Annotated in this window: 15 protein-coding genes and 1 pseudogene; 6 read left to right on the forward strand and 10 right to left on the reverse strand. The window is 71.4% G+C overall.

Annotated elements, in window-relative coordinates:
* Nucleotides 1–108: 108 nt before the first annotated feature.
* The gene (locus KWI83_RS22965) at nt 109–897 is read left to right on the forward strand and encodes an EI24 domain-containing protein (protein ID WP_218516267.1); all 789 of its coding nucleotides are present in this window, start codon (nt 109–111) and stop codon (nt 895–897) included.
* Nucleotide 898: 1 nt separating this feature from the next.
* Here the strand turns inward: KWI83_RS22965 and KWI83_RS22970 are convergent, their stop codons facing one another.
* Entirely contained in the window at nt 899–2,164 is a 1,266-nt protein-coding gene (locus KWI83_RS22970; protein WP_218516268.1) for a pyroglutamyl peptidase, read from the reverse strand.
* Nucleotides 2,165–2,278: 114 nt separating this feature from the next.
* A complete protein-coding gene (locus tag KWI83_RS22975) occupies nt 2,279–2,542 on the reverse strand; it encodes a hypothetical protein (RefSeq protein WP_218516269.1) in 264 nt (87 codons plus the stop codon).
* 80 nt (nt 2,543–2,622) lie between these two features.
* Here KWI83_RS22975 and KWI83_RS22980 point away from each other — a divergent pair.
* A pseudogene (locus tag KWI83_RS22980) lies at nt 2,623–3,016 on the forward strand (fibronectin type III-like domain-contianing protein); the annotation flags it as partial.
* 68 nt (nt 3,017–3,084) lie between these two features.
* Here the strand turns inward: KWI83_RS22980 and KWI83_RS22985 are convergent.
* Both KWI83_RS22985 and KWI83_RS22990 read right to left on the reverse strand, forming a co-directional pair.
* Nucleotides 3,085–4,053 carry an aldose epimerase family protein gene (locus KWI83_RS22985; protein WP_218516270.1) on the reverse strand — a complete coding sequence of 323 codons (969 nt, stop codon included), beginning with the start codon at nt 4,051–4,053 and terminating at the stop codon, nt 3,085–3,087.
* Between the two features lie 10 nt (nt 4,054–4,063).
* Entirely contained in the window at nt 4,064–4,957 is an 894-nt protein-coding gene (locus KWI83_RS22990) for an SGNH/GDSL hydrolase family protein (protein ID WP_218516271.1), read from the reverse strand.
* Nucleotides 4,958–5,204: 247 nt separating this feature from the next.
* Here KWI83_RS22990 and KWI83_RS22995 point away from each other — a divergent pair, with 247 nt between their 5' ends.
* Complete coding sequence (locus KWI83_RS22995) at nt 5,205–5,699, forward strand: DUF3145 domain-containing protein (protein WP_218516272.1); 495 nt, start codon at nt 5,205–5,207, stop codon at nt 5,697–5,699.
* 91 nt (nt 5,700–5,790) lie between these two features.
* Here KWI83_RS22995 and fabF read toward each other — a convergent pair whose 3' ends face one another.
* The 5 genes from fabF to KWI83_RS23020 all read right to left on the reverse strand — a co-directional run bounded on the left by fabF (nt 5,791) and on the right by KWI83_RS23020 (nt 10,719).
* Complete coding sequence (gene fabF, locus KWI83_RS23000) at nt 5,791–7,062, reverse strand: beta-ketoacyl-ACP synthase II (RefSeq protein WP_218516273.1); 1,272 nt, start codon at nt 7,060–7,062, stop codon at nt 5,791–5,793.
* A gap of 84 nt (nt 7,063–7,146) precedes the next feature.
* The gene (locus KWI83_RS23005) at nt 7,147–7,395 is read right to left on the reverse strand and encodes an acyl carrier protein (RefSeq protein WP_181659766.1); all 249 of its coding nucleotides are present in this window, start codon (nt 7,393–7,395) and stop codon (nt 7,147–7,149) included.
* An 81-nt stretch (nt 7,396–7,476) separates the two neighbouring features.
* On the reverse strand, nt 7,477–8,478 hold the full coding sequence (locus KWI83_RS23010) for a ketoacyl-ACP synthase III (protein ID WP_218516274.1): 1,002 nt from the start codon (nt 8,476–8,478) through the stop codon (nt 7,477–7,479).
* 34 nt (nt 8,479–8,512) lie between these two features.
* Entirely contained in the window at nt 8,513–9,424 is a 912-nt protein-coding gene (locus KWI83_RS23015; RefSeq protein ID WP_218516275.1) for an ACP S-malonyltransferase, read from the reverse strand.
* Nucleotides 9,425–9,513: 89 nt separating this feature from the next.
* Nucleotides 9,514–10,719, reverse strand: coding sequence for a CdaR family transcriptional regulator (locus KWI83_RS23020; protein WP_218516276.1), 1,206 nt, complete (start codon nt 10,717–10,719; stop codon nt 9,514–9,516).
* 189 nt (nt 10,720–10,908) lie between these two features.
* Between KWI83_RS23020 and KWI83_RS23025 the strand changes: the two genes are divergently transcribed.
* Complete coding sequence (locus KWI83_RS23025; protein ID WP_218516386.1) at nt 10,909–11,559, forward strand: pirin family protein; 651 nt, start codon at nt 10,909–10,911, stop codon at nt 11,557–11,559.
* 40 nt (nt 11,560–11,599) lie between these two features.
* Here KWI83_RS23025 and KWI83_RS23030 read toward each other — a convergent pair whose 3' ends face one another.
* The gene (locus tag KWI83_RS23030) at nt 11,600–12,424 is read right to left on the reverse strand and encodes a serine hydrolase (protein ID WP_218516277.1); all 825 of its coding nucleotides are present in this window, start codon (nt 12,422–12,424) and stop codon (nt 11,600–11,602) included.
* 176 nt (nt 12,425–12,600) lie between these two features.
* Here KWI83_RS23030 and KWI83_RS23035 point away from each other — a divergent pair, with 176 nt between their 5' ends.
* Both KWI83_RS23035 and KWI83_RS23040 read left to right on the forward strand, forming a co-directional pair.
* Nucleotides 12,601–13,167, forward strand: coding sequence for a MerR family transcriptional regulator (locus KWI83_RS23035; RefSeq protein WP_218516278.1), 567 nt, complete (start codon nt 12,601–12,603; stop codon nt 13,165–13,167).
* Nucleotides 13,164–14,180 (forward strand): aldo/keto reductase, encoded by a 1,017-nt coding sequence (locus tag KWI83_RS23040; protein ID WP_218516279.1) that lies wholly within the window; start codon nt 13,164–13,166, stop codon nt 14,178–14,180. Before KWI83_RS23035 ends, KWI83_RS23040 begins: the two co-directional genes overlap by 4 nt.
* Nucleotides 14,181–14,213 lie beyond the last annotated feature (33 nt).

The following is a 14,213-nucleotide window of genomic DNA, read 5'->3' on the forward strand; positions in this document are numbered from 1 at the left end:
CGCCGACGCCGGCCGTTGCCCCGGATGGCCCACGGCGGGACTCGGGGGGCGCGGTGGCCGTTACGTCGGCGTGACCGCCTGCGGGGGTCACCCCGATAAGGTTCCCCCATGCGCGATCTTGGGGCGGGTTTCAGCTATCTCCTGAAGGGCCAGCGCTGGGTGGCCCGGCACGGCAAGCAGTACGGCTTCGGGCTGCTCCCGGGCCTGATCACCCTCGTCCTCTACGCCGGGGCCCTGGTGGTACTGGCGCTGTGGGGCGAGGACTTCGTCGCCTGGGCGACCCCCTTCGCCGACGACTGGTCCAGTCCCTGGCTCGGCCTGTTCCGCGGCTTCCTCACGGCCGTCCTCTTCGCCCTCGCCCTGCTGCTGGCCGTCCTCACCTTCACGGCGGTCACGCTGCTGGTCGGCCAGCCCTTCTACGAGGCCCTGTCCGAGTCGGTCGACCGGGACGTCTCCCCGGACGGCACGGCGCCCGTCTCCGACCTGCCCCTGTACAAGGAGCTGTGGATCTCGGCCCGCGACAGCCTCCGGGTGCTGGCCCGTGCCGCCCTGTGGGGCGCGCTGCTCTTCGCCCTCGGCTTCATCCCGGTGGCCGGACAGACGGTCGTACCCCTGATCGGCCTCTTCGTCACCGGCTTCTTCCTCACCGAGGAACTCACCTCCGTCGCCCTCCAGCGCCGGGGTGTCGAACTCCGTGACCGGCTCGCCCTCCTGCGCTCCCGCAAGACCCTGATCTGGGGCTTCGGCACCCCCCTCGCCCTTGCCTTCCTCGTCCCCTTCGTCGCCGTCTTCCTGATGCCGGGCGCGGTCGCGGGCGCGACGCTGCTGGCCCGGGAACTGCGGGGCGAGGAGATCGCCTTGGGTGCCGAGGACCCAATCAGCGCGTCCGGCGTGTGAGCTACGCCCCTGCCGCGACGCTCACGATCGCGCGCACCTGCGCGATGATGTCCAGCCGGTTGCGGACCAACTCCGGGTCCGTGACCTCGGTGGCGTTGCCCGCGCCGAACTGCAGGACGGGCGTGTGGACATGACCGCCCGGCAGGGTGTCGTGCAGCCCCAGCCGGTCCCGCAGCAGCGTCGCCCGGTAGGCGATCTCGTTGGAGAGGTAGTTCCCGCCGCCCCCGGCGCGTGCCGTCGACCCGGGCGTCGGCCCGTCCGGCCGTACGACGGCCTCCGTGCCGCCCGCCGGGATCTCGGTCACGCCGGTGTTGTCGTACACCGGGAAACGCCCGGTGCCGGCGGCCACGATCTCCTCGTACGGCAGTGTCGTCGACGTCCACTGCGGCTGCGAGGCCGGGTCGGTGACCGGAATGGTCTCCGTCCGGCTGACGTTGTCGTTGTCCGGGAAGCCGCCCCGCCAGGCCCCGTTGGTCCGCTCGATGTCGAACCGCCCCACGCGGCCCTGACTGACGGTCGCGAAGAGATCGACCCCCGGCAGATACGGCCGTAGCGTCCGCTCCACCGTGCCGTCCGCGAAGTCCTGCCAGCGCACCGGGAACACGGCCGTCTCCACCCGCGCCGGGCCGTCCGCCGTCCGGATCACCGTGCCGTCGAGCGCGAGCGCGGCGGCACCGGACGGATTGGAGATCCGCACGTCCCGGTCCAGGGTGAACGGGTCGAACCCGGTGACCAGGATCCGCTTCATGCCCTTGCCGTGGCGCGGGACGGGGGTCCCCCCGCCCGAACGGAGCCGAGAGTGGGGGAGGAGGTCGCTCTGCCCGCGCGAGGACCGCTCCAACGCGTCCAGCAGCGCCGCCCGCCCCCGCTCACCGAGCCCGAACTCCGGCTCCCAGCCCCGCACTTCCCGGGTCATCCCCAACCGCGCCCAGTACAAGGGCCGGTCGTCGTCCCGGCTGAGATCCCCCTCGACCGGCCCCCGCCCCTGTGCCCGGTCCACCGCCCGCCGCCACAGCGCCGACCCTTCCCGTACGACGATCCGGTGGGCCTGCGCGTACGAGCGGGCCCCGCCCAGCGCCTCGGCGAACTCCGGCGCCACCGCGTCGAATCCGGACCGCCGGAGAATCTCCTGCGGCACGGCCCGCTCAAGCCGCTGTTCCTCGACGGTGAACGCCGGTTCCGGCGAGGCGGTGGCGGTGGCGGGGGCGGCGAGCCCGGCCACCAGGACGAATCCGACTGCGCTGATGCCAACTCGTATGGAGTTCAAGGGGTTCGGGTCCTTCCGTCGCAGTGGGGCGCGCTCCGAGAACGGCCGCAGTATCCCGTGACGGAAGGGTCCATGCCATGGTCTGTGACGCAGGGGATGCCCGCGCTTCGCGTCTCAACCGGTCATCAACACGGCCAGCGCGAGCAGCGGCACCAGCTGGAACGCCGCGGCCCGCCGCAGTCCGGCCGGCCACAGCGCGGCGCCGATCAGCGCCACCCCGCCGCAGGCCACGCCCAGTTCCGTCATCGGCGGCCGGTACGGTTCCGGGCCGAAGCTCGCCGCCCAGCCCGTCATGCCGGCCGCCAGCCATCCGTAGCCGACCGCCAGGGCGTTGAGGGGCAGCAGCCCGAGCACCGCGAGGGTGTTCCTCCACCTCATACGGGCATCGTCGCCCGCAGCACACGCGGTCGCACGAGTGCCCGTACTCAGACCGGAGTCAGTTCTCGCCCAGCAGTGCCAGGAAGTCCCGGAAGGAGGGCAGGACACCGACGTACCCCTTCGGCCACGGCCTCGGCTGCACCGGCTGGTCGTACGAGTCCATCGAGCGGGACGGTACGACGGTGAAGGTGCGCGTCCGCAACACCGGCGAGCGCCCCGGCCGCGAGGTCGTCCAGCTGTACGTCGCGCCGACCGAGCCCGACCACGAGCGCCCGGCGCGGTGGCTGGCCGGCTTCGCGGGGGTCGAGGCGGGGCCGGGGGAGAGCGTCGAGGCCGTCGTCGCACTCCCGCACCGGGCGTTCGGGATCTGGGACGAGATGACCAACTCGTGGTCGTTCGTGAAGGGTTCGTACGAGATCCCGGCGGGCCGCTCGATCGCGGAACCGCAGGATCACGCTGACGACTACCGTCTGATCCGGGGCGATTCGTCCCACCGAGCAGCCCCGGTCCGGGACCTGACCTCCGGGCCGGGGCTCACCGGATCACCGTGCGGTGAAGCCGTACACCGTCTCGGAGCGGAACACCTCACCCGGCCGCAGTACCGTGCCCGGGAACTGAGGACGGTTCGGCGAGTCGGGGAAGTGCTGCGTCTCCAGCGCGATGCCGTCCCCGGGCGCGAACGGCCCGCTCAGATGGTCCGCCGTGTACAGCTGGAGCCCCGGCTCGGTCGTCGCCACCGTCAGCACCCGCCCGGACGCCGGGTCGGACAGCTCCGCGACCTCGACCGGCGTCTCGGTCACGCCCTTGTCGAGGACAAGGTTGTGGTCGTACCCGGAGCCGGTCTTCCGGGCCGTCCGGAAGTCGAAGCGGGTCCCCTCGACCGGGGCGATCCCGGTCGGGATCAGGTCGTCGTCCACCGGCGTGTACCGCCCGGCGGCGATCCGCAGCTCATGCCCGGCCGCGGTGCCGCAGCCGCTGAGGTTCCAGTACGAGTGGTTCGTCAGGTTCACCACGGTCGGCGCGTCGGTGACCGCCTCGTACGCGATCCGCAGCGCGCCCGTGGGATCGAGGCGGTAGGTCGCCGAGACCTCCAGCCGCCCCGGGAAGCCCTCCTCGCCGTGCGGGCTCACCCGGCTGAGCCGGACGCCGTGCTCGACCGGCGTCATGTCCCACCCCCGCTTGTCGAAGCCGCGCTCACCGCCGTGCAGCGAGTTCGGCCCGTTGTTCCGCGCGAGCGCGTACGTCCGCCCGTCCAGCGGGAAGCGGCCGCCCGCGATCCGGTTGGCGTACCGCCCGACCAGGGCGCCGAAGTAGGGCCCGGGATACTCCAGATAGCCGTCCAGCTCGCCGAACCCCAGCACCACGTCCGCGGTCCGCCCGTCCCGGTCCGGCACCTCCACGGACTGCACGATCCCGCCGTAGGACAGAACCCGCACCCGTACGCCCGCGCGCTCCAGAGTCCAGCGGTGCACGGCCGTGCCGTCGGAAAGTGTGCCGAAATGTTCGCTCATGAGCGAAACCCTAAGGCTTCTCCGCGGTGACCTTCCGATAGGCGATCTCCGCCAGCCGCGCCTGACCGTCCTTGCTCGGGTGGAACAAGTCCCAGTCGCTCAACTGCGCCGTGCCGAACCGGTACTCGAACACCGCCCCACCGTCGTACCGGCACCGCTCGTCCGCCCCGCAGACCTCCTCCAGCACGCCGTTGTAGTCCATCACCCGCTGCTGAACGGTCTCGCGCCGCTGGTCGGCCGCCGCGTCCAGGGCGTCCGCGTCGCCCAGCATCGACGGGCAGACGCCCAGCTTCCACACCAGCTTGCCGAGCGGATGCGTACGGCCCTCGGACCACAGCCGCATCAGATTGGGGATGCTCGCCACATACACCTGAGCCTTGGGCAGAGCACTGCGCAGCGTGTGCAGCGCGTCCTCGAAGTCGGCGCGGAAATCGGCCACCGGAGTCATCGCCGACGCCGAGGCCCGGCAGGCGTCGTTCGTCCCCACCATCACCGTCACAAGCTCCGGCTCGCGCGCCGCCGCACGCGCCATCTGCGCCGGGAGATCCGCCATCGACGCTCCGGTCACGGCGTAGTTCCAACTGTGCGAGGCGGCCCGCGCACTGCCCAGCAGCCGTACGGCGAGACTGTCCACCTCAGGACTGCTGCCGGTCGCCCACGACACCTGCGGACAGTCCGACAGCACCTCGCAGGCGTCGAACCCCCGCGTGATGGAGTCACCGACGGCGGCGATCGACTCCGGGCCGGGGTCCCACACCGGCGCCGGACTCGGCTTCGCCCGCTGCGCCTCGGTCGTGGACGGGGCCGACGCGTCGCCCCCCACCGCATCGCACCCCGCAACACCCAGCACGGCCGCCACGCACACGGCGACCGCGGCCCGCCCCCGCTGTCCGGTCATCCGCATCGTCCGCCAACCCCTCGCTCTCCTCGGCCCCCTCCATGACAACGCGCGAGGGTTCCCGGCGCGCGGCGTGCAACGGGTCACGCCCGTACAAGCGTCCCCCTGGGTGAATGGCGGGAGTTTCCGGGCCCTGGGACCGACGGTACGTCACACTCCTCGCGCCGCCGCACGGTAGCCTCGCCATCAGCGTGGCCGACCGGCCACCACCGCCCAGCCAGCCGCAACACGCCCGCTCAGCCCGGAGGTCCCGGTGACGACACGTGGAGTCCTGTACGTGCACTCCGCGCCGCGCGCGCTGTGCCCGCACGTCGAGTGGGCCGTCGCCGGGGTGCTCGGCACGCGCGTCAACCTCGACTGGATCCGGCAGCCGGCCGCGCCCGGCACCTGGCGCTCGGAGTTCTCCTGGCAGGGCGAGCCCGGTACGGCGTCCAAGCTGGCCTCCGCGCTGCGCGGCTGGCACCTGTTGCGCTTCGAGGTCACCGCCGAACCCTGCCCCACCGCCGAGGGCGAGCGCTACAGCTGCACCCCCGACCTCGGCATCTTCCACGCCGTCACCGGCATCCACGGCGACATCCTCATCCCCGAGGACCGCCTCCGCGCGGCGCTGCTGCGCAGCCGGAGCGGCGAGACGGACCTGGAGGCCGAGATCGCCAAACTCCTGGGCAAGCCGTGGGACGACGAGCTGGAGCCGTTCCGGTACGCGGGTGAGGGAGCACCGGTCCGCTGGCTGCACCAGGTGGTGTGATTTCGGCTCGCTGCTTGCCGCTCAAGCTGCACGAAGGGCCCCCACCAGCTGGTGGGGGCCCTTCACGTCGTACGAGTGGAAGGCGGCCTTCTCAGACCGTCCGGAACGCCAGCACCACGTTGTGCCCACCGAACCCGAACGAGTCGTTCAACGCGGCGATCCGGCCCTCGACGGGCAGCTTCCGCGCCTCACCCCGCACCACATCGGCGTTCGCCTCGGCCTCGGGGTCGATGTTCTCGACGTTGATGGTCGGCGGAGCCACCCGGTGGTACAGCGCGAGCACGGTCGCCACCGTCTCGACACCGCCCGCACCACCCAGCAGATGCCCGGTCATCGACTTCGTCGCGGACACCGCGATGTGGTCGGCGTGGTCACCGAACACCTTCCGCAGCGCCTTCAGTTCGGCGATGTCACCGGCCGGCGTAGACGTGGCGTGCGCGTTGACGTGCACGATCTCCGCCGGATCCAGATCCGTCCGCTCCAGCAGGTTCTGCAGGGCGTGGCTGATGCCCCGTCCTTCCGGCTCCGGCTGCACGATGTCGTGGCTGTCGGCGGAGATGCCCTGCCCGACCGCCTCGGCGTACACCCGCGCCCCGCGCTTCGCGGCGTGCTCGGCGGACTCCAGGACGACGACACCGGCGCCCTCGCCGAGGACGAAGCCGTCGCGGGCCAGGTCGTAGGGACGGGACGCGCCCTGCGGGTCGTCGTTGTTCTTGGACATCGCCATCATGTTGCCGAACGCGGCGATCGGCAGCGGGTGGATCGCCGCCTCCGTACCACCGGCGACGACGACGTCGGCGCGGCCGGTGCGGATCATCTCGATGGCGTAGCCGATGGCCTCGGCGCCCGACGCGCACGCGGAGACCGGGGTGTGCACGCCCGCCCGGGCGCCCACGGCCAGACCCACGTTCGCGGAGGGGCTGTTCGGCATCAGCATGGGGACGGTGTGCGGGGAGACGCGGCGTACGCCCTTCTCCTTCAGCACGTCGTACTGGTCGAGCAGGGTCGTCACACCGCCGATGCCGGAGGCGATGACCGCGCCGAGCCGGTCCGGGTCGACCTCGGTGCCGTCACCGGCCTTGGCGGTGAAACCGGCGTCGGCCCACGCCTCCTGCGCGGCGATCAGCGCGAACTGCGCCGAGCGGTCGAGGCGGCGGGCCTGCGGCCGCGGAATGGTCTCGGTGGGCTCCACCGCGACCGGCGCGGCGATCCGGACCGCCTGCTCGGCGGCCCACTCCTGCTCCAGGGGCTTGACGCCGGAACGTCCGGCGACCAGGCCCTCCCAGGTAGAGGCTGCGTCGCCACCCAGCGGTGTGGTTGCGCCGATACCGGTGACGACCACGGTGCGATTGGTCGGGCTCACGGGAATTCTTTCTCCAACGGATACGAGGATTCAGCGGCGCCACCGCCGGGTGGCGGGGCCGGAGGGACCCGGCCCAGGGAGCCCTTAGGCCTGGTGCTTGAGGATGTACTCGGTCGCGTCGCCCACGGTCTTGAGGTTCTTGACGTCGTCGTCCGGGATCTTCACGTCGAAGCGCTCTTCGGCGGCGACGACGACCTCGACCATGGACAGCGAGTCGACGTCCAGGTCGTCGGTGAAGGACTTGTCCAGCTGGACGTCCTCGGTGGGGATCCCGGCGATCTCGTTCACGATCTCCGCGAGACCGGCGACGATCTCTTCCTGAGTGGCGGCCATGTCAGGCGCTCCTTCGTAGTGTTCCAGAGGGTGTGGCGGTGCTGCTTCCCGCACCGGACCGCATGATCCGGCACGGAGTGCCTAGGGGAGAGTAACGACCGTCGCTGCGTACACGAGACCCGCCCCGAATCCGATGACGAGCGCGGTGTCTCCGCTCTTCGCCTCGCCGGTCGCCAGGAGCCGCTCCATAGCGAGCGGAATCGAGGCGGCCGAGGTGTTGCCGGTGGTGCGAATGTCACGGGCGACCGTGACGGACTCCGGCAGCTTGAGTGTCTTCACCATCGAGTCGATGATCCGCTCGTTGGCCTGGTGCGGAATGAAGACGTCCAGGTCGGCGGGATCAAGTCCGGCGGCGTCCAGCGCCTCCTTGGCGACCTTCGCCATCTCGAACACGGCCCAGCGGAACACCGCCTGGCCCTCCTGCGTGATGGCGGGGAACCGCTCGACCTCGCCGGACCGGTAGTCCGTCCACGGCACGGTCTGCTTGATGGTCTCGGACTTGTCGCCCTCGGAGCCCCACACCGTGGGGCCGATCGCGGGCTCCTTCGACGGGCCGACGACGACCGCGCCGGCCCCGTCACCGAACAGGAAGGCCGTCGCCCGGTCCTCCAGGTCGGTCAGGTCGCTCAGCCGCTCGACGCCGATGACCAGGACGTACTCGGCGCTGCCCTCGACGATCAGGCCCTTGGCGAGAGTGAGGCCGTAGCCGAAGCCCGCGCAGCCGGCCGAGATGTCGAAGGCGGCGGCCCTGGCCGTGCCCAGCTTGTCGGCGATCTCGGTGGCGACGGCCGGGGTCTGCTTGAAGTGCGTGACGGTCGAGACGATCACCGCGCCGATCTGCTGGGCGGAGATCCCGGCGTCGGCGATCGCCTTGCCGGACGCCTCGATCGACATCGCGGCGACCGTCTCCTCGTCGCTCGCCCAGTGCCGGGTCTCGATACCGGAGCGCGAACGGATCCACTCGTCGGACGAGTCGATCTTTTCGAGGATCACCTCGTTCGGCACGACCCGGGTGGGCCGGTAACCGCCCACGCCGAGGATCCGCGCGTACGGGGCGCCCTTGCTGGGCTTGATCTTCGACATGTTGCAGTCGGCTCCTTAGGGCGTCGGCAGCGCGTCAGGCGTGCTCGGCGATGAGCTCGCGGGCCGCGTCGAGGTCGTCGGGGGTCTTCAGGGCCAGCGTCTGCACGCCGGGCAGGGCGCGCTTGGCGAGGCCGGTCAGGGTGCCGCCGGGGCACACCTCCAGCAGCGCGGTGACGCCGAGCTCCTGGAAGGTCTGCATGCACAAGTCCCAGCGGACCGGGTTGGCGACCTGGCCGACCAGCCGCTCGACGATCTCGGCGCCGCCGGTGACCGCCTGACCGTCCCTGTTCGAGACGTAGGTGACGTTCGGGTCGGCGGGCGTCAGCTCCTGGGCCGCCGCGGCCAGCTTGTCGACCGCGGGGGCCATGTGGTGGGTGTGGAAGGCGCCGGCCACCTTCAGCGCGACGACCTTGCGCACGCCCTCCGGCTTGTCCTCGTTCAACGCGGCCAGCTGCTCCAGCGTCCCCGCGGCCACGATCTGCCCGGCCCCGTTGACGTTCGCCGGGGTCAGGCCCAGCTTCTGCAGGTGCGGCACGGTCACCTCGGGGTCGCCGCCGAGCAGCGCCGACATCCCGGTCTCGGTGATCGCGGCGGCCTCGGCCATGGCCAGGCCCCGCTTGCGTACGAGGCTCAGCGCGGCCGTGTCGCCCAGGACGCCGGCGAAGGCGGCGGCGGTGATCTCGCCGACGCTGTGGCCCGCGACGGCACCCGGTGTCATGTCACCGAGTGCCGCGGCCGAGAGGATTCCGGCGGCGACGAGCAGCGGCTGCGCCACGGCCGTGTCGCGGATCTCGTCCGCGTCGGCCTTCGTGCCGTAGTGGGCAAGGTCCAGTCCGATGGCGTCCGACCAGGCGGCGACGCGGTCGGCGGCACCGGGCAGTTCGAGCCAGGGAGTCAGGAAGCCGGGCGTCTGGGCGCCCTGGCCGGGAGCGACGAGTACGAGCACTCTCACACTCTCTCTTGGTTACGGGCACGGCCGCCCGTGAGGACAAGGACGAAGAACCGGAGGGGGTTTTGTGGGTCCCCGACAAAAGACTAGAGGTGAGGATCGCCATCTGCCAGACGCCCCAGGATCAGCGCGATGCGCAACGTGAACGCGGAACGTACATCGGACGGCGACCAACCGGTGACGTCAGTCACACGTCGAAGCCGGTAGCGCACGGTGTTGGGATGGACGAACAGCATTCGTGCGGCGCCTTCCAGACTGCTCGCCTGTTCGAGATAGACGCTGAGCGTCTCCAGGAGCGCGGAGCCGGCTTCCTCCAGCGGTCTGTAGATCTCCTCCACCAACTGCTCGCGCGCGCTTGGGTCTCCGGCGATCGCGCGCTCCGGCAGCAAGTCGTCCGCCAGCACCGGCCGCGGCGCGTCCTGCCAGGCGAAACACGCCTTCAGCCCCGCGGCGGCGGCCTGCGCGGACCGGGTCGCGGCCAGCAGATCGGGCACGATCGGCCCGGCGACGACGGGACCCGCGGCGAAGGGCCCGATCAGCGACTTGGCGACGGCGAGCGGATTGTCGCTGCCGCCCGCGATGACGACGAGCCGATCGCCCAGCACCCCGGTCAGCACCTGGAGCTTGGCATGCCGTGCCGCGCGCCGGATGGCCTCCACGGTCAGCTCGGAGTCACCGTCGGGTGCCGTCCCCAGCACCACGCACACATGCTCCGGCGCGTTCCAGCCCAGCGCCGCCGCCCGCGACACCGCGCCCTCGTCGGCCTCCCCGCTCAGCACGGCGTTCACCACCAGCGACTCCAGCCGCGCGTCCCAGGCACCCCGTGCCTCGGCGGCCTGGGCGTACACCTGGGCGGTGGCGAAGGCGATCTCCCGTGCATACACCAGGAGCGCCTCGCGCAGGATGTTCTCGTCGCCGGGGGCGGCGACCTCGTCGATCGCGCTCTCCATGACCTCGATGGTGGTGCGCACCATCTCCACGGTCTGCCGCAGCGTGATCGCCCTGGTCAGCTCGCGCGGGGCGGTTCCGAACACGTCGGTGGAGATCGCCTGCGGGGCGTCCGGGTGCCGGAACCACTCGGTGAACGCGGCGATACCGGCCTGCGCGACCAGCCCGATCCAGGAACGGTTCTCCGGGGGCATGGCCCGGTACCACGGCAGCGTCTCGTCCATCCGCGCGATGGCCTGGGCGGCGAGACTGCCGGAGGACTTCTCCAGCCGCTTCAGGGTCGCGGAGTGCGGATGCACGCCGTGGGAGGCGGTACGGGCGTTGCTGGTTTCGGGTTCGGGCACGGGACAAGACTGCCTTATCCGGACGTGGACACGTGTCGCCGGGTGGGGGTGAGGTGAGGGGCGGGGGCTTCGGGGGTTTGCGGGTGCGGTGTGCGGTGCGGGGTGTGCGGTGCAGCGCCGTGCAGGGGCGCGGGGAGGTGTTCGACAGCACCGGTGCGGTCGCGGGGCGGGGCTACGGTGGTGTCCGTGATGGACGTACGGCGCGCCGGTGAGCGCTACCCCGGAGGGGACCCCGAGGCCGGGATCGAGTCCCGTCACGCCTTTTCCTTCGGCCCCCACTACGACCCCGACAACCTGCGCTTCGGCGCCCTGATCGCCTGCAACGAGGAACGCCTGGCCCCCGGCGCCGGTTTCGCGGAGCACCCGCACAGCCACACCGAGATCGTCACGTGGGTCGCCGAGGGCCAGCTGACGCACCGTGACTCCACCGGGCACGAGACGGTCGTCCGCGCCGGTGACGTACAGCGCCTGAGCGCCGCGTCCGGCGTGCGGCACGCCGAACGCAACGACGGCGAGCGCCCGTTGACCTTCGTGCAGATGTGGCTGGCCCCGCTCACGCCGGGCGGCGACCCGTCGTACGAGATCGTCCACGGCATCGCGGACGCGACGCCGTACGCGGTCCCGGAGGCCGGCGCGATGCTCCACGTGCGCCGCCTGGCCCCGGGTGAACGCACGGCGGTCCCCGACGCCCCGCACGTCTACGTCCACGTGGTCCACGGCGAAGTCACCGTGGACGCCGAGCACCTGGGCCCCGGTGATGCGGCCCGCATCACGGACGCGAAGGACGTGGAGGCGGTGGGGGTGACGTCGGCCGAGCTGCTGATGTGGGAGATGACGTGATGCGGGAGACGACGTGATGCGGGAGACGACGCAGGCGCCGTCAGGCCGTGCGCGCCTCCGCCAGCACCGCGTCCGTGAACGCCGGCCACGCCTCGATCGCCCAGGGGCCGAACGCCCGGTCCGACAGGGCGACGCAGGCCAGCCCCGCGTCCGGGTCGATCCACAGGAACGTACCGGACTGCCCGAAATGCCCGAACGTGCGCGGTGACGACGAACCGCCCGTCCAGTGCGGCGACTTGGAGTCGCGGATCTCGAAGCCGAGCCCCCAGTCGTTGGGGTTCTGGTGCCCGTACCCGGGAAGCACACCCTTCGTCCCCGGATACTGCACGCTCATCGCCTCGGCGACCGTACGCGGGTCGAGCAGCCGCGGCGCCTGCACCTCGGCGGCGAACCGCAGCAGGTCCTCGACCGTGGAGACCCCGTCCTTCGCCGGGGAACCCTCAAGGCTGGTCGACGTCATCCCCAGCGGCTCCAGCACCGCCTGCCGCAGATACTCCGCGAACGGGATGTCCGTCGCCTTGGCGACATGGTCCCCGAGCTGCTCGAACCCGGCGTTGGAGTACAGCCGTCGCTCCCCGGGCGGTGCCGTCACCCGGTGCTCGTCGAAGGCCAGCCCCGAGGTGTGCGCCAGCAGATGACGCACCGTCGACCCGGGCGGCCCGGCCGGTTCCTCGAACTCGATCGCGCCCTCCTCGTACGCGACCAGCACGGCGTACGCGGCCAGCGGCTTGGTCACCGAGGCCAGCGGAAAACGCTGCCCGACCGGCCCCCGCACCCCCAGCACGGCACCGTCGGCCCGTACGACCCCCGCCGCGGCGGTGGGCACCGGCCAGTTGTCGATCAACGCCAAGCTCTGCAACGACATGCCCCCGAGCCTAGTCCCGTTCAGAGCATCAGACGCGGTCAGGTCGACCTGCCCGACCGCACGCGCACGCCAGCCACGGCACACCCGGCTCGTCCTGCCGATTTCTTACCGTCTCCTTCCGGTCCTTTCGGGCCGTGCTTGCCTGGAGTGCACTCCAAGGTCATAGCGTGGAGCGCATGACGGTGATGCAGACCACGGCAGCAGCCACCGAGGAGTCCCCTGAGGAGGTCCACGCAGAGGCCCCCAACCGCACCGACATCTGCTCCGCCCCGCCCCGTCGGCACCCGCGCCCCGACGGGCAGGACCGCTACACGATCAGTGAAGTCGTCGCCTTCACCGGCCTGTCGGCGCACACCCTGCGCTGGTACGAGCGGATCGGCCTGATGTCCCACATCGACCGCTCGCACACCGGCCAGCGCCGCTACACCAACCGCGACCTGGACTGGCTCGACCTCGTCGGCAAGCTCCGGCTGACCGGTATGCCGGTCGCCGACATGGTGCGGTACGCGGAGCTGGTGCGCGCGGGCGACGGCACCTTCGCGGAGCGCCGCGAGCTGCTGGAGACGACCCGCCAGGACGTCCTGGAGCGGATCGCCGAACTCCGGGACACGCTCGCCGTGCTCGACCGCAAGATCAGTTTCTACGCCGACGCCGGCCACGCGCACGCCTCGCACAAGAAATCGCGCGAGGGATCGCACGAGGGATCGCGCGAGGGATCGTACGAAGGGGAGAGGACCCGATGAAGGACAGCACGATACCGACGGTACGGCTCGGCGACGGCGGACCCGAGGTCGGTGTGCAGGGCCTCGGCTGCATGGGCATGAGCTTCGCCTACGGCCCCTCCGACGCCGACGAGTCCCGGGCGACGCTGGAGCGGGCGCTGGAGCTGGGCGTCACCCTGTACGACACGGCGGACGCGTACGGCGCCGGTGAGAACGAGCGGTTCCTGTCGCCGTTCTTCACGGCGCACCGCGACGACGTCGTGATCGCCACCAAGTTCGCCCTGTCGATCCCGCCGGACGACCCGACCCGGCGGGTCATCCGCAACGACCCGCCCTACATCCGCCAGGCCGTCGAGGCGAGCCTGAGGCGCCTCGACGTCGACGTGATCGACCTCTACTACATGCACCGCCGGGACGTGAACGTGCCGATCGAGGAGACGGTCGGCGTGATGTCCGAGCTGGTCCGCGAGGGCAAGGTCAAGTACCTGGGCCTGAGCGAGGTCACCGCCGACGAACTGCGCGCCGCGCACGCCGTACACCCCATCGCGGCCGTGCAGTCGGAGTGGTCCCTGTTCAGCCGGGACATCGAGGCGAAGGTCGTACCGGCCGCCCGCGAACTGGGCGTCGCCCTGGTCCCGTACTCCCCGCTCGGCCGCGGCTTCCTCACCGGTTCCTTCGTGAACGCCGAACAGGACCTCACCGCCGACGACTTCCGCCGCCATCAGCCCCGCTTCACCGGCGCCAACGCCACGGCGAACGCGGCGCTCCTGGAGCCGATCCGGGCGGTGGCCGAAACCCACGGCGCCTCACTCGGCCAGATCGCCCTGGCCTGGGTCCAGCAGCAGGCGACCGTACACAACCTGCCGGTCGTCCCGATCCCGGGAACGCGCAAGCCCGCGAGGATCGAGGAGAACACGGCGGCGAGCCGGATCACGTTGACGCGGGAGGAACTCGCCCTGCTGGACCCTGTGGCCGCGAAGGTGGCAGGCAACCGCTACGCAGACATGACGTTCACTTCCGCGGGCCGGGAGTAGACGTCCCCAGGGGCGCGGGGCTGTATCGATGTG

Origin of the sequence: Streptomyces sp. TRM70350 (assembly GCF_019219825.1) — a bacterium.
Lineage (GTDB): Bacteria > Actinomycetota > Actinomycetes > Streptomycetales > Streptomycetaceae > Streptomyces.

What these genes read in the sequence shown, in the direction of transcription:
- KWI83_RS22965 (WP_218516267.1), top strand. Translation starts at nt 109, where the DNA reads ATGCGCGATCTTGGGGCGGGTTTCAGCTATCTCCTGAAGGGCCAGCGC.
- KWI83_RS22975 (WP_218516269.1), bottom strand. Translation starts at nt 2,542, where the DNA reads ATGAGGTGGAGGAACACCCTCGCGGTGCTCGGGCTGCTGCCCCTCAAC.
- KWI83_RS22985 (WP_218516270.1), bottom strand. Translation starts at nt 4,053, where the DNA reads ATGAGCGAACATTTCGGCACACTTTCCGACGGCACGGCCGTGCACCGC.
- KWI83_RS22990 (WP_218516271.1), bottom strand. Translation starts at nt 4,957, where the DNA reads ATGCGGATGACCGGACAGCGGGGGCGGGCCGCGGTCGCCGTGTGCGTG.
- KWI83_RS23005 (WP_181659766.1), bottom strand. Translation starts at nt 7,395, where the DNA reads ATGGCCGCCACTCAGGAAGAGATCGTCGCCGGTCTCGCGGAGATCGTG.
- KWI83_RS23010 (WP_218516274.1), bottom strand. Translation starts at nt 8,478, where the DNA reads ATGTCGAAGATCAAGCCCAGCAAGGGCGCCCCGTACGCGCGGATCCTC.
- KWI83_RS23025 (WP_218516386.1), top strand. Translation starts at nt 10,909, where the DNA reads ATGGACGTACGGCGCGCCGGTGAGCGCTACCCCGGAGGGGACCCCGAG.
- KWI83_RS23030 (WP_218516277.1), bottom strand. Translation starts at nt 12,424, where the DNA reads ATGTCGTTGCAGAGCTTGGCGTTGATCGACAACTGGCCGGTGCCCACC.
- KWI83_RS23035 (WP_218516278.1), top strand. Translation starts at nt 12,601, where the DNA reads ATGACGGTGATGCAGACCACGGCAGCAGCCACCGAGGAGTCCCCTGAG.
- KWI83_RS23040 (WP_218516279.1), top strand. Translation starts at nt 13,164, where the DNA reads ATGAAGGACAGCACGATACCGACGGTACGGCTCGGCGACGGCGGACCC.